Below are 24299 nucleotides of genomic sequence, written 5' to 3' on the forward strand. Positions count from 1 at the left end.
AGGGTTTCAAACATTGTTACACTATAACATCTCAAAAAGCCAACCTAAATCGAATTTTCCGGCCCGCCAAAAGGAGTTGGACGTTTCATTGGTTCAGCCTCCTGGGCCCTGCTAACCTTTGCCCTTTGCCACCCAAGGAGGCCACGCGCATGCCTGAAGAAGCCCACCTATTGCCCCGCTTGTTCCCTGCACCGGAGCACATCCCGCAGGCTTACCAACTGGGCCAGCCCCAGGAACAACGCGAGTACTTGGTAAACGGGCGCTTCGAGCACTGGGCCGGCCCCTTGGCAGAAGTGCGCAGCCCGGTCTACCTGCACACCGAGCAAGGTGATGAACCGGTGATACTCGGCGCGACCCCGCGGCTCGATGCCAGCGCTGCGCTGGCGGCCCTGGACGCCGCGGTGCACGCCTACGACAAAGGCCGCGGCGCATGGCCGATGATGCGGGTGGCTGAACGCATCGGCTATGTCGAAGGTTTTTTGGCACGCATGCGCGAACAACGCGAGGCCGTGGTCACTTTGCTGATGTGGGAAATCGGCAAGAACCTGAAAGATTCGCAGAAGGAGTTCGATCGCACCTGCGACTACATCGTCGATACCATCAACGCCCTCAAAGACCTCGACCGCCGCTCCAGCCGCTTCGAACTCGAGCAAGGCATACTTGGGCAGATCCGCCGCGTGCCGTTGGGCGTGGCACTGTGCATGGGCCCTTACAACTACCCGCTCAATGAGACCTTCACCACGCTGATCCCGGCGCTGATCATGGGCAACACCGTGGTGTTCAAGCCAGCCAAGTTCGGTGTGTTACTGGTGCGCCCGCTGTTACAAGCCTTCCGCGACAGCTTTCCACCCGGGGTGATCAACGTGATCTACGGCAGCGGCCGCGAAACGGTGACGGCGCTGATGCAAAGCGGCAAGGTCGACGTCTTCGCCTTCATCGGTACACACAAGGCCGCCAGCGACCTTAAAAAGCTCCACCCCAAGCCCCACCGGCTACGCTCGGCGCTGGGCCTGGATGCGAAGAACCCAGGCATCGTGCTGGCCGATGCCGACCTCGATCACGCGGTGAACGAGGCGCTCACCGGCGCCTTGTCGTTCAATGGCCAACGCTGCACGGCGTTGAAGATCCTGTTCGTGCACCGCAGCATCGCCGAGGCGTTTACCGAGCGGTTTTGCGCGCAGCTTGCCAAATTGAAGCCTGGCATGCCCTGGGAAGAGGGCGTGCAGCTTACGCCCCTGCCCGAGCCTGGCAAGCCCGAGTACCTGGCCGGGCTGGTCACCGATGCGCTGAGCAAGGGCGCCCGCGTCGCCAACCCAGGCGGCGGCAGCATCCGCGCCTCGTTCTTCTACCCGGCGGTGCTTTACCCGGTGGCCCCGCACATGCGCGTGTACCAAGAAGAACAGTTCGGTCCAGTGGTGCCCATCGTGCCTTTCGACGACTTGGACAGCGTGATCGACTACGTGCTTGAGTCCCACTACGGCCAGCAATTGTCGATTTTTGGCCAGAACCCGGAACAGGTCGGCCGCCTGATCGATACCTTCGCCAACCAGGTGGGGCGCATCAACCTCAACGCCCAGTGCCAGCGCGGCCCCGATCAATACCCGTTCAACGGCCGCAAAGATTCGGCCGAAGGCACGCTGTCGGTGCACGATGCCCTACGCACCTTCTCGATCCGCACCCTGGTGGCTACCCAATTCAACGCGCAGAACAAGCAACTGGTCAGCGACATCATCCATGACCGCCATTCCAGCTTCCTCACCACGGACTATATCTTTTGAAACACCGGTTGATCGCTGCGCTGCTGGCGGTGCCGCTGCCCGCCCTGGCCAGTACCTTCGAGCGCTTCGACAGCCTGCCCGGCCATGGCAGCCTGGGCGCTTACGTCAGCACCGCGCAAGCGCCGCAGCAGGCAGTGATTACCTTGCACGGCTACCCGCGTGACGCGCGCCGTACCTTCGACGCCACGGTGGCGGCGGTAGCCCCCGATACATTGGTGTTGGCGCCGCTGTTCCAAGTGCCGGCGGGCGAGGCCGAGCATTGCCACAGCCCTGCCGAACCGGCGGCGCAAGCCGGCGACTTGCTTTGGCGTTGCGGCAGTTGGCTGGCCGGCGCCCCGGCCGAAAACGACCGCGCCGTCACCGCCTTTGCCGCCGTTGACGCCCTGATTGCGCAGGTCGGGCAACGCTGGCCGAGCGTGAAAGTGGTGACCGTGGCGGGCTTTTCCGCCGGCGCACAATGGGTGCAACATTACGCCGCCTTTGCCCAGCAGCCTCCGGCGGGGGGGCGTTTGCGCTTCGTGGTGGCCTCCCCCGGCAGTTGGCTGTATCCCGATACCTGGCGCCCTTACCCCCAGGCCGATTGCCCGGCGCAGAACCACTGGAAATACGGCCTGGAGCAGTTGCCTGGCTGGCTACCCCAGGGTGCCGAACAGGCGCGCGCGCAGTATCGCGCGGCGGATATCAGCTACCTGGCCGGTGCCCTTGACCACGGCGACAGCCCCGCGGCCCACGGTAAGATCCTCGACCGCAGTTGCCCCGCCCTGGCCCAGGGGCCGTGGCGCCTGCAGCGGGCGCAGGCGTTCACCGAGCATTTGGGCCAGCCGTTACAGGTGGTGCCGGGCTGCGCCCACGATGTGCGCTGCGTGTTCGGTTCGGCACAAGGTCGCCAGGCGCTTGCCGCACCGCCGGCAGGTTGATGCCCCGGCGTAGCTTTCGTAAGCTGTGCAGCCCTGCCCGACGCGGATGCCTCATGCCCAAAGCCTTGCGCTATTTACTGATCGGCCTGGCAGTCGTCATTGTCGTTGCCGCCACCGCGTGGTGGCGGCGCCCGGCGCCCGCCCCTGCACCGGCGCTGGCCCAGCACAGCTACACAACTGCTCTCGAACAAGCGCACAATGGCGCCCCGGGCGCCGCCCGGGTGCTTTACCAGCAACTGCAACGCAGTGATCTACCACCTGAACGCCGCGCCCGCCTTTACGCCGAGCTGCCCCACTACCCCAGCCCCCGCGCGCTGGCTTTCGCCAGGGCCGACCTGGGCGCCGACAACCTGCTGGTACGCAACGCCGCCATCGACGCGATTGCCGGGTTGGTGGCACCCCCGCAGCGCGGCGCGTTGCTCGGCCCACTGCTGGACGACCCCATCCAAGACATTCGCTACCACACTGCGCGGGTGCTGTTGGAGCTGGCGCCGCAAGACCTGGGCGTGTTCGCCGGCCCCTTGCAAGCGGTGCTCGACGACTACGTGAACACCCTTGAAAGCGAACCGGATAGCGTCGAGGCCCAGGCCGAGCTGGCACGCCTGTACCGCCACGACGGCGACTATCGGCAGGCGAGCCTGGCCATTCACCGAGTGTTGGCGCAAACCCCCGGCGACCTCGACGCGATCGTAACCCTGGCGCAGATACAGGACGCCCAGGGCCAGCCCGATCAAGCGCGCAACACCCTCGCCGATGCACTGAACCGCCAGCCGGGCTCAGCGTTTTTGCAGCACCAACTGGGCCTTTGGCTATTGGCCCACGGCCAAGAGGAATACGCCCTGTTGGCCCTCACCCGGGCGGTGGAACTGGAACCACAGCACAGCGACTACCGCTACGACCTGGCCGTTGCCCTGCACGGCATCAACCAGCTACAACCGGCGCAGCAACAACTGGACGAACTGCTCCGGCGCGACCCCGCCGACCGCCGCGCGCGGTTGTTGTTGATCGACTACTGGAAACAAAGCGGGCAATTGCAGAACGTGCAAGTGTTGCTGGCAGAGCTGGAACAGCAGAACCCGGATGACCCGGCACTGTGAAAAACGGCCCCACGGCCCCGCGTTAGCAGGCAAGCCGTTATCAATTGGCAGCCGCCGCCAACTTCGCCACCACTTGGGCCACCCGCGGGTAATCCTCAGCGCGGTGGAAGTTCGCCCGCCCAAGGTACGGGCTGAAATCCTCAGTGCCGTAGCCGATCACCTGGCTGCCGGCCGCCAAGCCCGCCTCCACGCCCGCATGGCTGTCATCGACCAGTACGCATTCGGCCGGCGGTAGGCCCATCACCCGCGCGGCTTCCACGATCAACCCAGGGGCCGGTTTCCAGGCCTGTACTTCGTAGGCGCTGACGATGCGCCCGGCGAAGCTCTCCAGCAACCCCACCTGGCCCAGGCAGGTGTGAATTTTGTCTACCGGGCCGTTGGAGGCCACGCATTTGTCCAACGCCAAGCTTTGCACGAACGGCACCGCCCCCGGCATCGGTTCGAGCCCGGCGCGGAACGCATCCAGGCTGCGGGCTCGGAACTCATGCATGAAAGGTTCGGCGTCCAACTGCGCGTACTGTTCGCACAGTTGCCCTACGAATACCGCGAACTGCACACCGCGAAAGCGCTGCAGCACGTCACGATGGTCCAGCTCGATGCCGCGCTCAGCCAGCAGGCGCTGCAGCAACCGCGCCGCCACCGGCTCGCTGTCGACCAGCGTGCCGTCCGAATCGAATATCACCCCTTTGATCGCCACCTATATACCTCACCGCACAACCGAACCTGACGGGTGTGGTGCCTCAGCCGTTCGCGCGAGCGTTGAGCCGCAGATTTCGCTACCGGCCAGCGCGGCCGGGCGTAAATCCCACACTCAACGTGTGCAACTAACGTCTGAGCCGCCCACTAGGACCGCCCCTTTGGCCAGGACATCCCCCTTGGGCAAGAAACCGCCTGCATCCCGGGGATATGGCAACCCAATAACGCCTGGCAAGGGCCCAGTGTGTATCAAAGGCTACGCTGTGACCAGCCAAAGCCCGCGGTTATTCCCAATAGGCATGCAGCGCATGATTAACATGAATTTCTATTATGCATCGCAAGGCGATACCGTAGCGGCATCACTGTAGCGGAGCTCTGTTATGCCCCCTGAAGCCGTAGACCCCTGGCAGCGCAACTTGGCAGTGTGCGTGTTCGGCGCCTTTACCACCATCGTGGCCATGACCCTGTTGCTGCCTTTTTTGCCACTGTATGTAGAGCAATTGGGTGTGACTGACCCGGCCGCGATTGTGCAGTGGTCCGGCGCGGCCTTCGCCGCGACGTTTTTTTCAGCGGCCTTGACGGCGCCGCTTTGGGGGCGTTTGGGCGACCGCTATGGGCGCAAGTTGATGTTGATTCGCGCTAGCCTGGGCATGGCCGTGGCGATGTCGCTGATTGGCTTGGCGCAGAGCGCTTGGCAATTGGTAGCCCTGCGCTTGTTGGCCGGGCTGCTGGGTGGCTATGCGTCGGGCTCGACCATCCTGGTCGCCACCCAAACGCCGAAGGCCCGGTCGGCCTGGGCGCTGGGTGTACTGGCCTCGGGCATCATGGCCGGCAACCTGGCCGGCCCCTTGATCGGCGGCCTGCTACCGCCGTTGATCGGCATCCGCAATACGTTTTTCCTCGCCGGCGCGGTCATTTTCGTAGCGTTCCTCGCCACGACCTTGCTGCTCAAGGAAGCGCCGCGCCAAGCGGCGGCCAAGCCGCACGCACCGAAACCAAGCTGGCGCGATGTGCCCGATCTGAAACCGGTGCTGGCGATGTTCACCGCCGCGTGCCTGCTGATGTTCGCCACGCTGTCCATCGAGCCGATCATCACCGTGTACCTCAAAGAGCTGCACAGCGAACCGCTTACCCTGATGGCCGGCCTGGCCATGTCGGCCACGGCGCTGGGCAGTATTTTGTCGGCACCACCGTTGGGCAAACTGGCCGACCGCGTCGGCCATTGGAAAGTGGTCGCCGCCAGCCTTGCCGTGGCCGCGCTGGCCGTATTGCCGCAAGCCACGGTGAGCAACGGCTGGCAACTGGTGGCGCTGCGTTTTGCCATGGGCTTGGCGCTGGGTGGGCTACTGCCGTGCATTGCGGCAGCGGTCCGCCACAGCGTGCCAGACCGCATAGCCGGCCGTGTGCTGGGTTATTCCACCTCAGCACAGTACACCGGGCAGGTGCTCGGGCCATTGGCGGGCGGCTACCTCGGCGGGCACGTGGGCATGCGCGCGGTGTTCGTGATGACCGCCGCGCTGTTGGCACTCAATGCCGGTTTAAGCTGGGCCTTTCGGCCGCGGCCTGCCGATACGCGCTAATCAGGCATGGATGGCCCAGAAAACGGCTGCGACGGCCACCACCACGAGCAAAAACGTGGTGGCCCAGGCGTCGACGTGATGAGTGGGCTTGCGAGGCTTCACGGGATGGCTCATGGTGGGTCCTTCTTATTGTTGTCTATAGAACGCTTGTAACAGTTAAGGCCAAGCTGGCGGCAAGCACAAGGGGAATGCTGGCGGGGGCGAACACCTATCTAAAGCCTTTGGTTCTTTAGATATACCCAAACGTCGCTTTCTCGAATATGTAAAAAAGAGTATCTTCCGTCGGCTCTGCGAAGAGTGCGCGGCCGTGCGCGCAGAATCAGCCTGAAGACAGGATTCATATGTACGTTTACGATGAGTACGATCAACGGATCATCGAGGACCGCGTCAAGCAGTTCGGTGACCAGACCCGCCGCTACCTCGAAGGCGAGCTGAGCGAAGAAGAGTTCCGCCCGCTGCGCCTGCAGAACGGCTTGTACATCCAGCGCTTTGCCCCCATGTTGCGCGTGGCCGTGCCCTATGGCCAATTGACCGCCCGCCAGGCGCGAATGCTGGCCAAAATCGCCCGCCACTACGATAAAGGTTACGCGCACATCAGCACGCGCCAGAACGTGCAGTACAACTGGCCGGCGCTGGAAGACGTGCCGCAGATCCTGGCAGAGCTGGCCACCGTGCAGATGCACGCGATCCAGACCAGCGGCAATTGCCTGCGCAATGTGACCACTGACCAGTTCGCCGGGGTAGCGGCCGACGAGTTGATCGACCCGCGCCCCTGGTGCGAGATCGTACGCCAGTGGACCACCTTCCACCCCGAGTTCGCCTACCTGCCGCGCAAGTTCAAGATTGCCGTGAATGGCTCGCGCAGCGACCGCGCCGCCATCGAGGTGCACGACATCGGCCTGGAGCCGGTGTACAACGCTGCCGGTGAGCTGGGCTTCCGGGTGTTGGTCGGCGGCGGCCTGGGCCGCACCCCGGTGGTGGGCGCGTTCATCAACGAATTTTTGCCCTGGCAAGACCTGCTCAGCTACCTCGACGCGATCCTGCGGGTATACAACCGCTACGGCCGCCGTGACAACAAGTACAAGGCGCGCATTAAGATCCTGGTCAAGGCGCTCACCGCCGAAGTGTTCGCCGCGAAGGTCGAAGCCGAAATGGCCCACCTGCGTGGTGGGCCCACGACCCTTACCGAGGCGGAAGTGGAGCGGGTGGCCAAGCACTTCGTCGACCCGGCCTACTTGCCCCTCACTGACCAAAGCGCCGAACTGGCCGCGCTGGATGCCGAGCACCCGGGCTTCGCCCGTTGGCGCGCGCGCAACGTGCAGCCGCACAAACGCCCTGGCTATGCGGCGGTCACCTTGTCGCTCAAGCCCACCGGGGTGGCGCCGGGCGACGTGACCGACAAACAGCTCGACGCCATTGCCGACTTCGCCGAACGTTACAGCTTTGGCGAGCTGCGCACCTCCCACGAACAGAACATCATCCTCGCCGACGTGGAACAGCGCCAACTTCATGCGCTGTGGCTCGAAGCGCGCGAACAGGGGTTCGCCACACCGAACGTCGGCTTATTGACCGACATCATTTGCTGCCCCGGCGGTGACTTCTGCTCGCTGGCCAACGCCAAGTCCATCCCGATCGCCGAATCCATCCAACGCCGTTTCGACGACCTGGACTACCTGTTCGACATTGGCGAGGTCGACCTGAACATCTCTGGCTGCATGAACGCCTGTGGCCACCACCATGTGGGGCATATTGGCATCCTGGGCGTGGATAAAAAAGGCGAAGAGTTCTACCAGGTGTCCCTCGGCGGTAACGCCGCGCGCAACGCCAGCCTGGGTAAAATCCTCGGCCCGTCGTTCGCCCAGGGCGAAATGGCCGATGTGATCGAAAAACTGATTAACGTTTACGTCGAATCCCGTACCGAAGATGAGCGCTTCATCGACACCTACCAGCGGATCGGCATCGAGCCTTTCAAGGAGCGCGTCTATGCAGCGAATCATTAAGAACGGCGAAGTGGTGGATGAAACCTGGCATCTGCTGCCCAAAGACGCAAGCTTCAACGAGTTGACCAACTGCGACGACTACATTGTGCCACTGGCGTTGTGGCGCGAGCATGCCCACGCGCTGAAAGCCCGCGACGGCGGCCTTGGGGTGTGGCTGGACAGCGACGAAGAGGCCGAGGAAATCGGCGAACATGTGGCCGACTTCAAGGTCATCGCCTTGAACTTCCCGGCCTTTACCGACGGGCGCAGCTATTCCAATGCACGCCTGCTGCGCGACCGCTACGGTTACACCGGCGAGCTGCGGGCTATTGGTGACGTGCTGCGCGACCAACTGTTCTATCTACAACGCTGCGGTTTCGATGCGTTCGCCCTGCGCCCCGATAAAGACCCGGTAGAGGCGCTGCAAAGCCTGCAGGACTTCTCCGTGACTTACCAAGCCGCTGCTGACCAGCCGCTGCCGCTGTTCCGCCGCCGGCAGTGATAGCCAGCCTTGAACGGCCGCCCACCTCGGGGCGGCGGTTCAAGGCTGCGGGCCCGACGCTCAAAGGCGGGCCCCTTCAGCGGCTCAGCCTTGCACATTTGCCCAATTGACCCAGCCGAACTGCCAAGTCGCGAGGATCAGCAGGCCAAATGCGATCCGGTACCAGGCGAAGAGTGCATAGCTATGGTGGGCGATGAACTTGAGCAAACCCCGCACGGCGAGCATCGCAAACACGAACGACACCACGAAGCCCAGGGCGAACACCGGCAGGTCGCTGGCCTGAAACAGGTGCCGGTACTTGTACCCGGAGTAGACCGCCGCGCCGACCATGGTCGGCATGGCCAGGAAGAACGAAAATTCGGTAGCCGCCCGGCGCGACAGGCCGAACAGCAACCCGCCGATGATGGTCGAGCCGGAACGCGAGGTGCCGGGGATCATGGCCAGGCACTGGCAGCAGCCGATTTTCAGCGCATCTGACCAACGCATGAAATCGATGTGCTCCACGCGCACCACATGTGGCCGCTGCTCGGCCCAGAGCATCACCACCCCGCCGGCGACCAGGGCAATGGCGACGGTAACGGGGGTGAATAAATACGCCTGGATTTGATCGGAAAACGCCATACCCAATGCCACCGCGGGCAGGAACGCCAGTATCAGGTTAACGGTAAGGCGCCGCGCTTTGGGCTCGCGGGCCAACCCCCCGACCACTTCGAGGATTTTACGGCGGAACTCCCAGACCACCGCCAGGATGGCACCCAACTGAATAATAATGTTGAATGCTTTGAAGCGTTCACCACCGAACCCTAATAAATCGGCAACGATGATCTGATGCCCGGTGCTGGAAACCGGCAAGAATTCCGTAAGCCCCTCGACTACGCCGAGAATAACCGTTTGTGTTGCCGTCCACGCGTCCATCTTTCCCCCTGGTGAGCGCACATACGGATGCGAGCCTAGTGATACCGACTAATCTAAAGACTGCCGCCTGAAAAAAACGTGAAATTTATCAACAAGTTCGCGAGGGCCATGGGCAGTGACGGTTTTACGGCCAGCGGATAATAGCCTATTGCTATATCGCACCGTTGAAAACTTCGCGGTGCCGGCGTACGTACGACCCAGGGTGCCGAAGTACCCGGCACCGCTTACAATCGCCTGCTTGCCGGATTTTTTTGGAGCAGTCCCTCTATGTCCAACCTCGAATGGCTGGCAGTGGCCATCAGTGCACTGTCGGTGTGGCTCACCGTGGTCAGAACGCCGTGGTGCTGGCCCATCGGGCTGCTGGGCGTAGCGTTGTATGCCTGGTTATTCTTTACCGTTAAGCTCTACTCCGACGCCCTGCTGCAGGTGGTCTTCGCCGTGTTGCAACTGTATGGCTGGTGGCAGTGGACTCGCGGTGGTGCCCAGCACCACGGCCGGGAACTGACCCAACTGGCAGGGCGCAGCATGGCCCTGGGCCTTGCCATCGGCGCCGCCGGTGCCCTGCTGCTCGGTACGCTCATGGCCCACTGGACAGACGCCGAGCAACCTTGGCTGGACGCCGCGCTGACCGCGTTCAGCTTGGTGGCGCAGGTGTGGATGGCCCGCAAGTTCGTGCAGTGCTGGCCGCTATGGCTGGCCATCGATGTGGTGTACGTGGGCCTGTACGTATTCAAAGGCCTTAACCTCACCGCCGCGTTATACGTGGTGTTCGTGGTGCTGGCAGCGTTGGGCTGGCGCCAGTGGCGGGCCGCCCAGGCGCCGGCACAATGAAGGTGGTCACCCTGCTCGGCCCGGAATCGACCGGCAAAAGCGCCCTTGCCCGGCACCTGCAGGCACGCCTGGGCGGCGAGGTGGTCGAGGAGTATGTGCGCACGTATGTTGCTGCCCTACCCCGGGACACCACCTTGGCCGACGTCACCCCGATCGCCGAGGGCCAATTGGCGGCGGAAGATGCCGCCCGCGCCCGCCAGCCCTCACTGCTGCTGCTCGACACCCACTTGCTCAGTAACCGCCTGTGGAGCCTTGCGCTGTTCGGTGCCTGCCCGGGCTGGCTAGAACCGGAATTGCTGCGGCGCCGCTATGACCTGGCCCTGGTGCTGTCGCCCGACGGTGTGCCCTGGTGCGCCGATGGCCAACGCTGCCAGCCTGTGCTGGCCGACCGAGTGGCTTTTTTCGAGGCTACCGTGCACTGGCTGGGCGAACACGCGCAGCCTTACAGGGTGATCAGCGGTAACTGGCGCACCCGGGAAACCGAAGCCCAGCGACACATTGCCGCACTTTTGAAAAGTTAGACAACTGTCGCCGTTTGTCTGCGCGGCCGGGCGCATTGGAATTTCCGCCATGAATAAAAGTCTCACGTGCGGCTAAACCGTTATTTTTACTCACCGGTGTGACTTAACGCGTCGGTGCAAGCATCCATATGTTCGACAGGCTGCCATACACGCTGTTCAGGTATGGTCGCCACCTTCCTGTTTGGTCATTAGAGAGTCCGAACCCCATGAACGCAACGCTGCGTGTCAACGAAGCACTTCTGATTGCCGGCCATGCCTTCCAACCCTTCCAGTGCGTAGCGTGGGCCCCCGATGCCAACGGTGAGCTGAGCTTGGCGGTGGTGGACCGCACCAGTACCCGCATCGGCCAGGCAGTAATCCCCAGCAGCACGTATACCAATGCCGAACAATTGGCCCAGTGCCTGGAAGAAGTGCGCAGCGAACTGCAAGAAGAAGGCTATTCGCTACAAGCCTGGCATATGCCACGTTGAATCCACAGTTGGGCACTTAGCGCCATACTGGCGTACCATTAAAGTGCCAACTTTTACGGGTAGGTATTTGCCATGACCATTGTTATGGACACTGCAGGCTCTTCTAGACGCGACGCCTAACGTTTATGTATGGGACATGGCGGGCGTCGCGCCCTGCCTTATGTCGTCGCCTTCTTTTTTATTTAACACCGCCGGACGCCCCGCCACCGGCGGCGCACCTTCATAACGCGTCGATATGCACATACGCGGCCGCCAGTTGCTGCGCCAGCTCCGGCCCACGCCCCAGCCGAACCTGCCCGCGTTCGATGTCCAGCAGCAACGTCGCGCAGCCGACAGGCTCAAAGCCGCCACGCACCCTGCCATCGGTCACCAGCAAACACTGCTGCTGTTCGTTCGGGTGGGCGCGGCGGCGGCGGGCCAACCATTGGCGGGCCAGGGCCAGGGCTTCGGCCAGTGGCGTGCCGCCGCCAGCGCCCAGGGCCTGCAGCCAGGGTTGCAGCGCGGCGCTGGCCTTCAGGCCGTGCCGGGCCCAGCGCGGCGCGGCACCACTGGCCGTGAGCAAGGCCAAGCGCGCACGGGCACGGTAGGCTTGGTCGAACAACGCCGCCAGAGCGCCCTTGGCATCACTGAGCGCGGCGTGCCGGCGGGTGGACGCCGACGCATCGACAATCACCAGCCATAACGCCGGGGGCCGCCCTTGGCGCATGCGCCAGCGTAATTGCGCGTACTCGCGCGGGCGCCCGGTGGCCAAGGTCGCGGCCCAATCGATGCGCCCGCTGCGTGTCCCCTTGCCCACTTGGCCACGCGGGCCTGGGCTCAGGGCTTTTTTGGCCAGCCCGGCACCGCGCGGCGCGCCCCCATCGGCTGCGCCTGCGCCGGCAAGCTACCCCAGTCCCCGCCGCCACCTGCTCCCGGCGCCTCTTGGGGGGGGCTGGCTGGGGGCTGCTGCGCAGGCGGGGCCGGCTTGCGGCGATGGCGCAGGGCAAACTCGGCCACCGCGTCGATGTCCACCTGCTCGATGCCCCCGGCGCCCCGCCACGCAGCATGCGCACGGGCCGCGCGCAACCACACCAAATCTGCGCGCAAGCCATCGACCCCTGCCGCATGGCAACGCTGGTTTATCTGCGCCAACGCTGCTTCGTCCAAGGCGATGCCTGGCAACTGCTCGCGGGCCGCCTGGCAACGGGCACGCAGCGCGGCTTGCGCCGCCGCCCATTGCTGGGTGAACGCCGCCGGGTCGCTGTCGAACGCCAGCCGGCGGCGCACGATCTCACCGCGCTCGGCCGGTGCAGGCACCTGGTCCAAGGCCAGGTTCAAGCCGAAGCGGTCGAGCAATTGCGGGCGCAATTCGCCCTCTTCCGGGTTCATCGTGCCCACCAACACAAAGCGCGCCGGGTGTTGGTGCGACAGCCCGTCGCGTTCGATGCGGTTCACCCCACTGGCTGCCACGTCGAGCAAGACGTCGACCAAATGGTCAGGCAGCAGGTTGACCTCATCCACATACAACACGCCACCGTCGGCGGCCGCCAGCACCCCCGGCGAGAAACGCACCTGGCCTTGGCCAAGCGCGGCGTCCAGGTCGAGGGTGCCGATCAGCCGCTCTTCACTGGCGCCCAATGGCAACGTAACGAACGCCCCGCCGTCGAGCAGGTCGGCCAAACCCCGGGCCAGGGTGCTCTTGGCCATGCCGCGTGGCCCTTCGATCAATACACCGCCCAATTTCGGGTCGATGGCCGCCAGGCATAGCGCGAGCTTGAGGGCGTCGGCACCAACCACGGCGGCCAGGGGGTAGTGGTTCATCATTGTTCTTCGCTGTCGATCAACAGGCTCTCAAGGGCCTGGCGGTAATCGCCAGGGGCTTGCCATAGGCCGCGCTGCTGCGCTTCTACAAGGCGCTCGGTGATGTCATGCAGCGCCGCCGGGTTGTGCTCGTGCAGAAACGCCCGGGTGCCAGGGTCCAGCACATAGGCGTCGGCCAGCAAGGCGTATTGGTGGTCGACGATCAGCTCGCTAGTGGCGTCGAAGGCGAACAGGTTATCGACGGTGGCCGCCAGTTCGAAGGCGCCCTTGTAACCATGGCGCTTGGCCCCTTCGATCCACTTGGGGTTGGCTGCACGGCCACGCACCACCCGTGCCAGTTCTTCTTTGAGGGTGCGTACACGCGGCGCGTCGGCCAGGCTGTGATCCCCGTGATAGCTGGCCGCTTCCCGGCCGCTCAGGTGCTTCACCGCCGCCAGCATACCCCCCTGGAACTGGTAGTAGTCGTTCGAGTCGAGCAGGTCGTGCTCGCGGTTATCCTGGTTGTGCAGCACTGCTTCCACCTGGCCGAGGCGCGCGGCGAAAGCTTCATGTGCCGCGTGGCCGTCGCCCTGGCCGTTGTAGGCGTAACCACCGTGGTTCAGGTACACCTGCGCCAAGTCCGCCCGGCTACCCCACACGCGCCCTTCTATCGCCCCTTGCACCCCTGCGCCGTAGGCGCCGGGCTTGGCCCCGAATACCCGCCAGCTGGCTTCGCGCGCAGCCTGTTCGGCACTGGCACCGGCCGCTTGCAAGCGCACTTGCGCTTCGCGTACACGCGCCGCCAACGGGTTCATGTCGGCGGGCTCGTCGAGCGCAGCCACCGCTTGAACGGCCGCATCGAACAGGCGAATCAAGTTGCCGAACGCATCGCGAAAGAACCCCGACACCCGCAGGGTCACGTCCACCCGCGGGCGGTCGAGCAACGACAACGGCAGGATTTCGAAATCGTCCACACGCTGGCTGCCGGTGGCCCACACCGGGCGCACCCCCATCAAGGCCAGTGCTTGGGCGATGTCATCGCCGCCGGTACGCATGGTCGCCGTGCCCCATACCGACAACCCCAAGTGCCGCAGATAATCGCCGTGGTCCTGCAGGTGCCGCTCCAGGATTAAATTGGCCGAGGCGAAACCGATGCGCCAGGCGGTGACCGTGGGCAGGTTGCGCACATCCACCGAGTAGAAATTACGCCCGGTCGGCAATACGTCCAACCGGCCCCGGCTGGGCGCGCCGCTAGGGCCGGCCGGGACGAAGCGCCCGGCGAGCGCCGCGAGCAGGCCGGCCATCTCCGCCGCACCGCAGGCATCCAGGCAGGGCGCCACCTGTTCGGCGAGCCCGGCCAGTATCATCCGCACCGGCGCGAAGGCGGCACCCGCCGGCACATCGGCACCCTGCACCAACGCCAGGGCGAACGCCTCCAGGCGTTCGCGGGTATCACCCACGGTGCGCCAGGGCGCATCGCTTTGCTGCTGCAGGGCGGCGGGTCGGGGGCCCCGCCAAGGCTCGCCGAACAGGCAATCCAGCGGGTCAAAGGCCAGCGCCCAGGCATCGGCCAGCGCCCGCAGCAAGCTGGCGTTGGCGCCTTTGCCATCGCCACGCGGCACCCGCAACAGCGCCACCAACGTGTCGCTGCGCAGGCGGCCGCTGGGCGATTCGCCGAACACGTGCAGGCCGTCGCGGATTTGCGACTCCTTAAGGTCGCACAGGTAAGTGTCCAACCGCGGCAGCCATTCGCTGGCGGCTTGCGCGGTGTCCAATTGCAGCTCGCGGTCCAGGGCGGTTTCCCGCACCAGGGCGAGGATGTCTTTTTGCAGCGCCAAGGCCCGGCGTGGGTCGAGCAGTTGCGCTTCGTAGTATTCGTCGGCCAGCCGCTCCAGGTCGCGCAACGGGCCATAGGTTTCCGCGCGGGTCAACGGTGGCATCAAGTGGTCGATGATCACCGCCTGGGTGCGCCGCTTGGCCTGCGCCCCTTCGCCGGGGTCATTGACGATGAACGGGTATACATTCGGCATCGGCCCAAGTAGGGCATCCGGCCAGCACAGTGCCGACAAGCCCACACCCTTGCCGGGTAGCCACTCAAGGTTGCCATGCTTGCCCACGTGCACCAGGGCATCGGCGCCATAACCATGGCGCAACCAGAAGTAGAAGGCCAGGTAGCCATGCGGCGGCACCAGGTCCGGGTCGTGGTAGACGGCGCTGGGGTCTAGCTGGTAGCCGCGGGCCGGTTGGATACCGACGAACCCGAAGCCAAAGCGCAACCCGGCCACCATCAAGCGCCCGCTGCGGTACATGGGGTCTTGCTCGGGCGCGCCCCAGCGCTCGTTTACCGCCGCCTGCAGCGCCGCCGGCAAGCGCTCGAAGGCCGCATGGTAGTCGGCCAACGCCAGGCTCTGGGCGCAGGGGCGCTGGTCGAGCTGGTCCAGGTCGTTGGTCACCCCGCCCAGCAGTGCGTGAATCAGCGCGGTGCCGGTATCGGGCAGCCCGGTTACCGGGTACCCCTGGGCCTGCAGTGCGCGCAAGATGTTCAGCGCCGCCGCCGGGGTGTCCAGGCCCACGCCGTTGCCGATACGGCCGTCCCGGGTGGGGTAGTTGGCCAATACCAGGCCGATACGTTTTTCGCCGTTGCCCTTGCGCGCCAGGCGTGCCCAGCGCAAGGCGAGCTCGGCCATGAACCCCATCCGCTCAGGGTGGGCGCGGTAGCACACCACGTCGCTTTGGCTGCGCTCGCTGCGCCAAGCCAGGTCTTTGAAGCAAATCGGCCGGCCGATGATCCGCCCGTCAAGCTCCGGCAGGGCGATGTGCATGGCCAGGTCACGCGGCCCCAGGCCTTGGGCGTTGGCCTGCCAGCCGGGTTCGTTGTCTTGTGCACAGATCGCTTGCAGCACCGGGATGTCGCGGCGTAACGGGCGCAGGTTGGGCTCCTCGGGATTGGACAGCGCAAAACCTGTGGTATTGAGCACCACGGCTGCTTCAGCCTGGTCCATCCAGGCTTCGGCCTGGGCCAGGCACGCAGGCTCCTTCAGGCTTGCCACGGCAATCGGCAATGGGTTCAAGCCGTGCTCGGCCAGCACCCGGCAAAATACGTCGATAAAGGCCGTGTTGGCCCCTTGCAAGTGCGAGCGGTAGAACAGGATCGGCGCGACCGGCTGCCCGGATTGCCAATCGCGTTGCCAGTCAGCCAGCGTGGGCTGCGCCAGTGCCGGGTGGTACAGCGCCACCCGCGGCAATGCCTGCGGCTCAACCCAGGGCTGAGGGCACTGCAAGTAGCGGTCGGCAAGAAACCCGTACAACGCGCGGGCGTTGGCCAGGCCTCCCTGGCGCAAGTAGTACCACACCCGTTCGCAGTCTTCTGCCGGCACACCCGACAGCTCGGTCAGTTGCGGGTCGGGGCGGTCATCGCCCGGCACGAACACGACCCGCAGCCCAGCCTCGGCCAAGCCCAGCAGCCGCTCCACGCCGTAACGCCAGTAGCCTACGCCACCGTGCAGCGATACCACCACCAACTGGGCATGGCGCAGCACCTGGTCGGCATAAAGGTCGACCGAGGCGTGGTTCTGTACTTGCATCGGGTTGGCCAAGCGCAAACCTGGGTAGCCTGGCGGCAACTCGCGCGCGGCCTGGGCGAGCAAGGCCAGGTGCGAGTCGCCGCTGCACAGAATCACCAGCGGTGCCGGGGTTTGGCCCAGGTCGGCGATACTGTCGTCTGGCACTAAACCGCCGGGCTGGGTGCGCAACAGGTGCATGGCTCAGCCCTGCAACGCGGCCAGCAGTTCGTCGCGCAACGCCGCCGGGTTCAAATCCTGGCCGATCAGTACCAAGCTGGTGCGGCGCGCCTCGCCTGCACCCCAAGGCCGGTCGAAGTGTTTGTCGAAACGGCAGCCCACGCCCTGCACCAACAGCCGCAAGGGTTTGCCGGGCACCGCGGCGAAGCCTTTCACCCGCAGGATGCCGTGGCGCATCACCAGCGCGGTGAGGGTGGCGAGTAGCTTGCCTTCTTCGGCCTCGGGCAGCTCCAGGGAGATCGAGTCGAAGGCGTCATGGTCGTGCCCATCAGCGCCATCGTGGTGGCTGTCGTGGTGGCTAGCGCGGCGGTCGATGTGCGCTTCGGCTTCAGCGCCCATACCCAGCAGCACCCCCAGCGGCAGGCGGCCATTGCTGGCTTCCACCACCTTGACCGCGGCCGGCAGCGCTTCACTGACCTGCGCCCGCACCGCCAGCAAATCCTCGGCGCTGATCAGGTCGGCCTTGTTCAGCACCACCAGGTCTGCGCTGGCCAGTTGGTCTTCGAACAGCTCATGCAGCGGCGACTCGTGGTCCAGGTTTGGGTCTTGCTTACGCTGCGCATCGACCTGCTCGGGGAAGGCGGCGAAGGTGCCAGCGGCCACCGCTGGGGTATCGACCACCGTGATCACCGCATCAACCGTGCAAGCATTGCGGATTTCTGGCCATTGGAACGCTTGCACCAAGGGCTTGGGCAAGGCCAGGCCACTGGTTTCAATCAGGATATGGTCCAATTCGTCACGGCGTTGCACCAGCTCGCGCATCACCGGAAAGAACTCTTCTTGCACGGTGCAGCACAGGCAGCCATTGGCCAGTTCGTAAACGCGGCCCCGGGCTTCCTCTTCGCTGCAGCCAATGCTGCATTGCTTGAGCAGGTCGCCATCGATCCCCAGTTCGCCGAATTCATTGACGATCACCGCGATACGCCGGCCATGGGCGTTATCGAGCACATGGCGCAACAGGGTGGTCTTGCCCGAGCCGAGAAAGCCGGTAACGATGGTAACGGGGGTTTTGGCCAGTGTGTTCATCAGGTGCCCTTCGGCTGCGCGGCGGGCGCGGCGCCATGGCTACCGCCGGGCTACCGAAGCGCACCCGTGGGAAGGCATTCGCCACCGGATCACCCCGCCCGGTTGAAAGAAGTTTCGCTCAAGGTAGGTCTCCTGGCTCATGGCTTGGCTTGCGCCGGCCCCGGCGCCTTCCCGCTAAGCTGCGCAGTGGCGATGCCGGGCCCTAGGGCCACTTACAGTTGCGGGGGCAGCCGCGGCATTTACCGCGTTCCCTTTTAGCCCCGGCCGGCGGGGCACCTCGAATGCGCAAGGCTACGCGCTACATCGCCGTTGGGCAAGCAGCGGCACGCACCGGCTCAAGCCTCTTGCCCCAGCCCGGGTAGGTTGCGCGCATACCACGGGCGGTGGGCCTGGCTCAGGTCGCTGCCCAGGCGGCTGCGCTCCAGCACAGCGATCGACAACGCCAGCTTCATCACATCCAGGTCTTTTTCCACAGATGTATCGATCCAAATGCCTGGGCCAGTGCTGCAGTCGTGGGTCACCGGCCCCAGCCACGGGTCGTCGATCTCTACCCAGCGCCCCTTGGCGAACCAGGCCACACCGTTGTTATCGGCGCGCAGCACTTCGCCGGGGTGGGCGCGCTGGTGGGCGTCGTACCAATCATCTATGCGCTCGTCGATCCAGCCGTGGAACCCCCAAAACACCGGGTTTACGTGGGACGAAAAGGGGTCGCCGAGAAAATCGTTGGCTTGCGCGAACCAATGCTCGGCAAAATCCGCCGGGTCGCGCGACCAGGGCAGTGGTGTACCGCTGGCCGGGTCGCGGGGTACCGCCGCCCAGCAAATGTGCAGCCAGTCATGCAGGGTCATTTCCAGGTCCGAACCGAACTGGCCGAGGGTTTTGCTGGCCAGGTAATGGGGGTCGCGAAAGCGCGATTCCCACACTTGGAAGTTGCCATAGAACGTATCGCGGCTTTTGATTTGCGCAACGCCAATACTGTAGGCGTTATCTTGCGGCGCCAGCCAGGTGGGCGGCGCGGATTGGCCGTGGTGGTTTTCGAAGTAGCGAATGAACCCCACCCGGTCGGTTTCAGCCATCGGCACCGGCAACGGAAAATGCTGCCAGGGCCCGGGGGCTTGCTTGGCACGGGCGATCCCCAGCATGTGCCGGTGCATGTAGAGAAAGTCGATGCCCGAGCCATTGTGCTCTTTGTTCTTGCCGCGCGAATCGCGTTCGCTTTGCTTCGGCCCGGGTTGCCACCCCAGGGTGCGCAGGGCCACGCGGCGGTCTTCGCCGAGCAAATGCCACTTATCGCGCACGGTGTGCCAAAGCTGGTGCGCCACCCGGTGCTGCGGTGCGACGACCCACGCGGCCAGCTCTGCCGACAACGGCACGCGGTCACGGGCCTCGACGAAATCACGCTTGCGCGCGATGAACGGCTGCTCCAGCGGCTCGGCCGAATCGGCCAGGTCCAAGCGCCGCAGCACACCGGTGAGGGTATCTTCCCGGTCTACACCGAACTGCCCCCACGGGTCGGCCAACTCCGCCACGAACTCGTAGGCGCTGGCGCCCCGCGCCGAGGCCAGGTCGAGCAGGCGCCAGCGCACCTGCCCACCAGTCGCGCCGACCAGGTCCCCAAGCACCTGGTACCGCGGCACGGCACCGGCGTCGATGAGGTTATCGTAATGGTCGATATAACCACGCAAGCCACGGCCACGCTCGCCCACATCCAGCAACAGGGTCATCCCCTGCAGCGAGCCGCCACCGGCGGCGCCCGTGGGGCTAGCCACCTCCAGCGCCCATACGCCGCGCAACAAGTTGGCCAAGCGCTGCATCGGCACATCGGCCAGTTCCTGGCTGGCCTCGTTGGGCGTACCGCCTTCGGCCCACCACCGCTTGACCTGGTACGCCTCTTTGTACGCCACCGGCACCATCAACCCGGCACCGGCCACCGCCACACCTGCCATCAACCTGCGTCGTGAGAGTTTCATCCAGTCACCCATGTCCTATGAGCCTGCCAAAGACCAAACGCTATGAAACGAAAAGCCCAGCTGAAACAGCAGATTGAATTCCATTAAACGAGCGCCAAGCAGTTGCGACGGCTTGTTGGCGAAAGGTGTAGCAGAATGTTTCTGGGCGCAAGAAACTTCTTTAAGGCACCTCGCCCGGCGCTTAAATGGCCCGGGGCAGTGCTGGAAAGCCGCAGCGATGGCGCCAGCGAAGCGCTGCGGCGGCATACCGTCGCGCTATGCCCGCCAGAAAATCGTCAGGCCCCGAGTTGCTCGGCCAGCCGCGGGAGGATGTATTCGCAAGGGTCGGCCAGCTTGGCCGCCAGCAAGGCGTCTGCGCGGGTACGGCCGAGATTGATCGCCAACAGGGGCTTGCCTTGCCGCGAGATCTCCTGGCACAACCGGTAACTGGAATACGCCATCAGCGAGGTACCTACGATCAGCAGTGCCTCGGCTTGCTGCACCGCCTGCCATGCCTCGCTGGCGGTGACCTGCGCCACACCGTCGCCGAAGAACACCACATCCGGCTTGAGCAGGTCGCTGCCGCAGCCAAGGCAGTGGGGCACCTGGAACTGCTGCAGAAAATGCGTGGCCAATTGGGCGTCGCCGTCAGGGGCCAGCACGGCATGAACATCCTGCAAATAGGGGTTCAATGCCTGCAGTTCGGCTTGCACCTGCTGGCGCGATCGGCGCTTGCCACAATCCATGCACACCACACGGTGCAAGTTGCCGTGCAGCTCGATCACCCCCGTACTGCCAGCCGCCTCGTGCAGGCCGTCGACGTTTTGGGTGATCACGCCGCTCACGTGGCCACTGGCCTGTAGCCGCGCCAGGGCGTGGTGGGCGGGGTTGGGGCGCGCTAGGCTAACACCGTGCCAGCCCAGCATCGCCCGCGCCCAGTAGCGCTTGCGTGCCTGTGCCGAGCCGAGAAACTCCTGGTGCATCATCGGCGCATTACCACGCCGAACACCGTCAGTGTCACGGTAATCGGGAATGCCCGAGGCGGTGCTGATGCCCGCACCCGTGAGTACCAACACCGATTGCCGGGCCAGTTGGGCATGGAGCGTATCGAGGGCGGCGGGCGTTTGCGGGCCGAGCATGGCAAGCCTCCGTGACGGCGGGTTCCCCATCATCCAGGTGCCAGCCAGGGTAACTCATGGGGGCCAGTGTGCAACCTGCACTCCATCGGATATGACCACTGATCGGGGCCTGGCGTGGTGCTTCAGAAGTTCGCGCAAGAATGAACGAGCGCGTTGCCGCCAGGCAACCTGGCCCAGTGGCAAAAGGCGCCGCCAACAGTGTGCCGCTAACTTTCCGAGGCAGTATTAGGCTCGCCCCATGGCCCCTGCAGCGGGTTGAGCTAACGCTCCAAGCCCAAACGCTGGTGCCACTCGGCAATCGATTCTTGCGGGTAGCCGTCGAAGCGCAGATCTTGCTCACCACCCTGCACCTCCACCCAACTGGCCTTCGAACCGATCAGCAAGTGTGTGTGCTCTGGCGGCACCGGCAGGTCGGTGTCGATAGCACTGGCGAACGGGTGGACCAACTCCGGCCATTCTGGGCTGAACAGCCACAAGCCGCTGCCGCACAGGTGGCAGAAATGCCGCTCGGCGGTGCTGGCATGCTCATGGCCTTGGCCGTCACGCATTTTTGCATGGTACACCGTAATGTGTTGCTTACCCTTGACCTCCAGGGTGTTGGCGGCGCCGCCGAGGTTGATCGAGAACCCCCCGCCGCCTTGGGTTTTACGGCAAATCGAGCAATAGCAGCGTTGGTAGGGGTAAGGGTGGGCGCTGTCGAGGCTGAACGAAACCGCGCCACAGTGGCAGGAACCTTCAAGGTGCATGGCGTTTCTCCCGGTGGGTGGTCCAGGATGGACCGGCGCGCCGACGCCTCAGTTTCGTAAATATCGCCCGCTGGCGGCCACGAACAGCAATAAAGCGATCAACCCGCCCAGCGCCCAGGCCAGGGTGGTGAGGTGGGCGGCCAAGCCGATGGCCGCCGGCCCCAGCAAAATGCCAGCATACCCGAGGGAGATCATCGCCGGGATTGCGGTACGCTGGGGCATGCGGGTTTGCCGACCCACCGCGGTAAACAGCACCGGGACGATGTTCGAACACCCGGCGCCCACCAGGGCATACCCCACCAAGGCCACCGGCCAGCCCAGCGGCACCAGCGAGATGGCCAGGCCCAGCGCGGCAAGCAACCCGCCCAGCACCACCAGGGTTGGCCCGCCCAAACGGCTGACCATGGCATCGCCGGTAAGCCGGCCCGCGGTCATGGTAGCCGCGAACGCCGCGTAACCCAGCCCAGCCCAGGCCGGCTCCATGGCGCGGTTGCCCACCAAGAATACGGCGCTCCAATCGAGCATGGCGCCTTCGGTCATGAATACGATGAAACACAGCACACCGAGAAACAGCACCACACCATGGGGCACGGCGAAGGGCGGACCCTCTCGCGCGCTGCCGTAGGGCAAAAAATACCGCCCCGCCACCAGCAGCAGCGCCACGGTGAGCGCCACCACCCCCAACACCGCGGGCAATGCCCCCAGGCCCAAGCTCAACAACCCGGTCATGCCGGCCGCCCCGACGATCCCGCCGACGCTGAACAAGCCGTGGAACCCCGACATCAGCGGCCGGTCGCTGGCTTGTTCGACCAGCACGGCCTGTATATTCATGGCGCAATCGAGCAGGCCCATCGCTGCGCCGAACAGCAAAACGGCCGCGGCCAAGCCCGCCGCGCTGGAAAAACTCGCCAGCATCGGCAGGCTCAGGCAGGCGCCCAGGCTGCCCAGCAGCATCACCCAGCGGCAACCGCGCAGGCTCGACAAGTGGCCGGCCAAAGGCATGGTGAGGATCGAACCCGCACCCAAACCTAACAACAGGATGCCCAGGGTCCCTTCATCGAGCTGCGCCCGCGCCTTGGCCAATGGCACCAGCGGCGCCCAGGCCGACATGCAGAGGCCGGCGATAAAGAACGCAATGCGCGTGGAAAAACGCTCCGCCGCGCCCACCGGGGCCGGGTCGAAGTGTTGCTGGGCAGTCATGGCAGGCCGAGTCCGTTAGGCACAAACCCTATACCCTGGGCGTTACCGGCAGAAAAATCAACTGTATAGCGGTCCGCCAGGGGCCTGGGGCTTATTGCCTTGGCATTGGTCATTGAACCACCCCAGCCCCTCCAGTGTGCCGGCCAGCGGCAGGTACTCACACCCCACCCAGCCGCGATAACCGATGCGGTCCAAATGCTCGAAAATAAACGGATAGTTGATCTCCCCGGTGCCGGGCTCGTGGCGGCCGGGGGTATCGGCCAGTTGCACATGGTGGATCGCCGCCAACTGCGTGCTCAGTGTGTGGGCCAGGTCGCCTTCCATGATTTGCATGTGGTAGAGGTCGTACTGCAAAAACAGGTTGGCACTGCCCACTTGCTCACGTAACGCCAAGGCCTGGGCCGTGTTGCATAGGTAAAAGCCTGGGATGTCGCGTGTGTTGATGGCCTCGATCAGCAACCGGATGCCGGCCGCTTCGAGCTGCTCGGCAGCGTAACGCAAGTTCTCCACCAGGGTGCGTTGCAAACTTGCCTCGCTGGCACCGGCCGGGCGCACGCCAGCCAGGCAGTTCACTTGGGTGTTGCCCAACACCCGGGCATAGTCGATGGCCTGCGCCACACCCGCGCGAAACGCGTCCTGGCGCGCCGGCAGGCATGCAATGCCCCGCTCGCCCTGGGCCCAGTCACCGGCCGGCAGGTTGAACAGCACCTGGGTCAATTGGTTGTCCAACAGCCGTTGCCGGAGTTCAGCGGCGCTGTAATCGTAGGGAAACATATACTCGACCCCCTTGAAGCCCGCCTGGGCGGCCGCCTGGAAGCGATCGAGAAAGGCATGTTCGCTGAACAACAAGCTCAGGTTGGCGGCAAAACGTGGCATGGCGCGTGTCCTCCCAAAGTCGCCGGGCGGCAGCGGGGCAACCGATGCCCGCCAAGGCGAGGTCTTCGAATCCGTTGATGGTGTGAAGCCTGTCGCCATGGCGATGGCGGTTGCCCGCTCCAGGGGCACCTCCGTCACCACCGGCATCTACTATTGGGCCACCCATTAGCCGCCGTTGGCAAAGGCCGGTTACAAACCCGTGCCTGGGCGCCCACAAGGCATTGAGGTCGAATGGGCGCCCGCGCTTAGCCGGGCCCCGGAGGCAAGCCGAGGTAGGTGTTATGGCGTCGAACCGGTCGCATCGAACCTATGCAGCCGCAATACAACCGCCCCGGTGGCTGGGCCGGCGTTTGACCGCTTGGCGCGACTGCCCTACCCTACGCGCCTTTGCGCCTGGCGCGGGAAGCCGGTGCGAATCCGGCGCGGTCGCGCCACTGTGTTCGGGTACCCCGAAAGCCAGACCCCACGCCAGGCCTACATCTCTTCAAAGGGGCGCGT

20 protein-coding genes and 2 riboswitches are annotated in these 24299 nt (G+C 64.7%); of the genes, 9 read left to right on the forward strand and 11 right to left on the reverse strand.

All coding sequences use genetic code 11. From position 1 onward, the window contains the following. Positions 1-149 precede the first annotated feature (149 nt). Genes HAQ05_RS11125 through HAQ05_RS11135 form a run of 3 tightly spaced genes read left to right on the forward strand, consistent with a single transcriptional unit; the run spans position 150 to position 3792 of the window. Complete coding sequence (locus HAQ05_RS11125) at positions 150-1778, forward strand: NADP-dependent glyceraldehyde-3-phosphate dehydrogenase (RefSeq protein ID WP_190420398.1); 1629 nt, start codon at positions 150-152, stop codon at positions 1776-1778. Then, positions 1775-2695 (forward strand): hypothetical protein, encoded by a 921-nt coding sequence (locus HAQ05_RS11130; RefSeq protein WP_190420400.1) that lies wholly within the window; start codon positions 1775-1777, stop codon positions 2693-2695. The genes HAQ05_RS11125 and HAQ05_RS11130 overlap by 4 nt, the downstream gene beginning before the upstream one ends. Before the next feature lie 53 nt (positions 2696-2748). Then, positions 2749-3792, forward strand: coding sequence for a tetratricopeptide repeat protein (locus HAQ05_RS11135; RefSeq protein ID WP_190420402.1), 1044 nt, complete (start codon positions 2749-2751; stop codon positions 3790-3792). A 40-nt stretch (positions 3793-3832) separates the two neighbouring features. On the opposite strand, the gene HAQ05_RS11140 is transcribed toward HAQ05_RS11135, so the two are convergent. Continuing rightward, positions 3833-4489 (reverse strand): HAD-IA family hydrolase, encoded by a 657-nt coding sequence (locus tag HAQ05_RS11140; protein WP_190420404.1) that lies wholly within the window; start codon positions 4487-4489, stop codon positions 3833-3835. 379 nt (positions 4490-4868) lie between these two features. Here HAQ05_RS11140 and HAQ05_RS11145 point away from each other — a divergent pair, with 379 nt between their 5' ends. The 3 genes from HAQ05_RS11145 (at position 4869) to HAQ05_RS11155 (ending at position 8549) form a co-directional block, all read left to right on the forward strand. Continuing rightward, on the forward strand, positions 4869-6068 hold the full coding sequence (locus tag HAQ05_RS11145) for an MFS transporter (protein WP_190420406.1): 1200 nt from the start codon (positions 4869-4871) through the stop codon (positions 6066-6068). A 341-nt stretch (positions 6069-6409) separates the two neighbouring features. Further along, positions 6410-8068 (forward strand): nitrite/sulfite reductase, encoded by a 1659-nt coding sequence (locus tag HAQ05_RS11150; RefSeq protein ID WP_190420408.1) that lies wholly within the window; start codon positions 6410-6412, stop codon positions 8066-8068. Then, positions 8052-8549 carry a DUF934 domain-containing protein gene (locus HAQ05_RS11155; protein ID WP_190420410.1) on the forward strand — a complete coding sequence of 166 codons (498 nt, stop codon included), beginning with the start codon at positions 8052-8054 and terminating at the stop codon, positions 8547-8549. The genes HAQ05_RS11150 and HAQ05_RS11155 overlap by 17 nt, the downstream gene beginning before the upstream one ends. 84 nt (positions 8550-8633) lie before the next feature. Here HAQ05_RS11155 and HAQ05_RS11160 read toward each other — a convergent pair whose 3' ends face one another. Beyond that, positions 8634-9464: an undecaprenyl-diphosphate phosphatase gene (locus HAQ05_RS11160; protein WP_190420412.1), complete on the reverse strand. Its 831-nt coding sequence runs from the start codon at positions 9462-9464 to the stop codon at positions 8634-8636. A gap of 267 nt (positions 9465-9731) precedes the next feature. On the opposite strand from HAQ05_RS11160, the gene pnuC reads away from it, so the two are divergent. The 3 genes from pnuC to HAQ05_RS11175 all read left to right on the forward strand — a co-directional run bounded on the left by pnuC (position 9732) and on the right by HAQ05_RS11175 (position 11286). Further along, a complete protein-coding gene (pnuC, locus tag HAQ05_RS11165; protein WP_190420414.1) occupies positions 9732-10295 on the forward strand; it encodes a nicotinamide riboside transporter PnuC in 564 nt (187 codons plus the stop codon). Next, entirely contained in the window at positions 10292-10816 is a 525-nt protein-coding gene (locus HAQ05_RS11170) for an AAA family ATPase (protein ID WP_190420416.1), read from the forward strand. The genes pnuC and HAQ05_RS11170 overlap by 4 nt, the downstream gene beginning before the upstream one ends. 206 nt (positions 10817-11022) lie before the next feature. Further along, positions 11023-11286: a hypothetical protein gene (locus HAQ05_RS11175; RefSeq protein ID WP_190420418.1), complete on the forward strand. Its 264-nt coding sequence runs from the start codon at positions 11023-11025 to the stop codon at positions 11284-11286. Positions 11287-11506: 220 nt separating this feature from the next. Here HAQ05_RS11175 and HAQ05_RS11180 read toward each other — a convergent pair whose 3' ends face one another. The 9 genes from HAQ05_RS11180 to hyi form a co-directional block, all read right to left on the reverse strand. After that, positions 11507-12082, reverse strand: coding sequence for a vWA domain-containing protein (locus HAQ05_RS11180; protein WP_338050193.1), 576 nt, complete (start codon positions 12080-12082; stop codon positions 11507-11509). Positions 12083-12102: 20 nt separating this feature from the next. After that, a complete protein-coding gene (locus HAQ05_RS11185) occupies positions 12103-13086 on the reverse strand; it encodes a magnesium chelatase ATPase subunit I (RefSeq protein ID WP_420825769.1) in 984 nt (327 codons plus the stop codon). Next, complete coding sequence (gene cobN / locus HAQ05_RS11190) at positions 13086-16826, reverse strand: cobaltochelatase subunit CobN (protein WP_190420422.1); 3741 nt, start codon at positions 16824-16826, stop codon at positions 13086-13088. The genes HAQ05_RS11185 and cobN overlap by 1 nt, the downstream gene beginning before the upstream one ends. 3 nt (positions 16827-16829) lie before the next feature. Further along, complete coding sequence (gene cobW, locus HAQ05_RS11195; RefSeq protein WP_190420424.1) at positions 16830-17891, reverse strand: cobalamin biosynthesis protein CobW; 1062 nt, start codon at positions 17889-17891, stop codon at positions 16830-16832. Positions 17892-17996: 105 nt separating this feature from the next. Further along, positions 17997-18186: riboswitch (cobalamin riboswitch) on the reverse strand. Between the two features lie 40 nt (positions 18187-18226). Next, positions 18227-19861: a pyoverdine maturation tyrosinase PvdP gene (gene pvdP / locus HAQ05_RS11200; protein ID WP_190420426.1), complete on the reverse strand. Its 1635-nt coding sequence runs from the start codon at positions 19859-19861 to the stop codon at positions 18227-18229. A 275-nt stretch (positions 19862-20136) separates the two neighbouring features. After that, complete coding sequence (locus HAQ05_RS11205) at positions 20137-20979, reverse strand: NAD-dependent protein deacetylase (RefSeq protein WP_190420428.1); 843 nt, start codon at positions 20977-20979, stop codon at positions 20137-20139. Between the two features lie 260 nt (positions 20980-21239). Next, positions 21240-21725, reverse strand: a complete 486-nt coding sequence (locus HAQ05_RS11210) for a GFA family protein (RefSeq protein WP_190420430.1) — start codon at positions 21723-21725, stop codon at positions 21240-21242. A 48-nt stretch (positions 21726-21773) separates the two neighbouring features. Beyond that, on the reverse strand, positions 21774-22925 hold the full coding sequence (locus HAQ05_RS11215) for an MFS transporter (protein ID WP_190420432.1): 1152 nt from the start codon (positions 22923-22925) through the stop codon (positions 21774-21776). 57 nt (positions 22926-22982) lie between these two features. After that, positions 22983-23801 (reverse strand): hydroxypyruvate isomerase, encoded by an 819-nt coding sequence (gene hyi, locus HAQ05_RS11220; RefSeq protein ID WP_190420435.1) that lies wholly within the window; start codon positions 23799-23801, stop codon positions 22983-22985. Positions 23802-24192: 391 nt separating this feature from the next. Beyond that, positions 24193-24275, forward strand: a riboswitch (adenosylcobalamin (AdoCbl) riboswitch). The last annotated feature ends 24 nt before the right edge of the window (positions 24276-24299 follow it).

It is taken from the genome of Pseudomonas typographi, assembly GCF_014694385.1.
Lineage (GTDB): Bacteria > Pseudomonadota > Gammaproteobacteria > Pseudomonadales > Pseudomonadaceae > Aquipseudomonas > Aquipseudomonas typographi.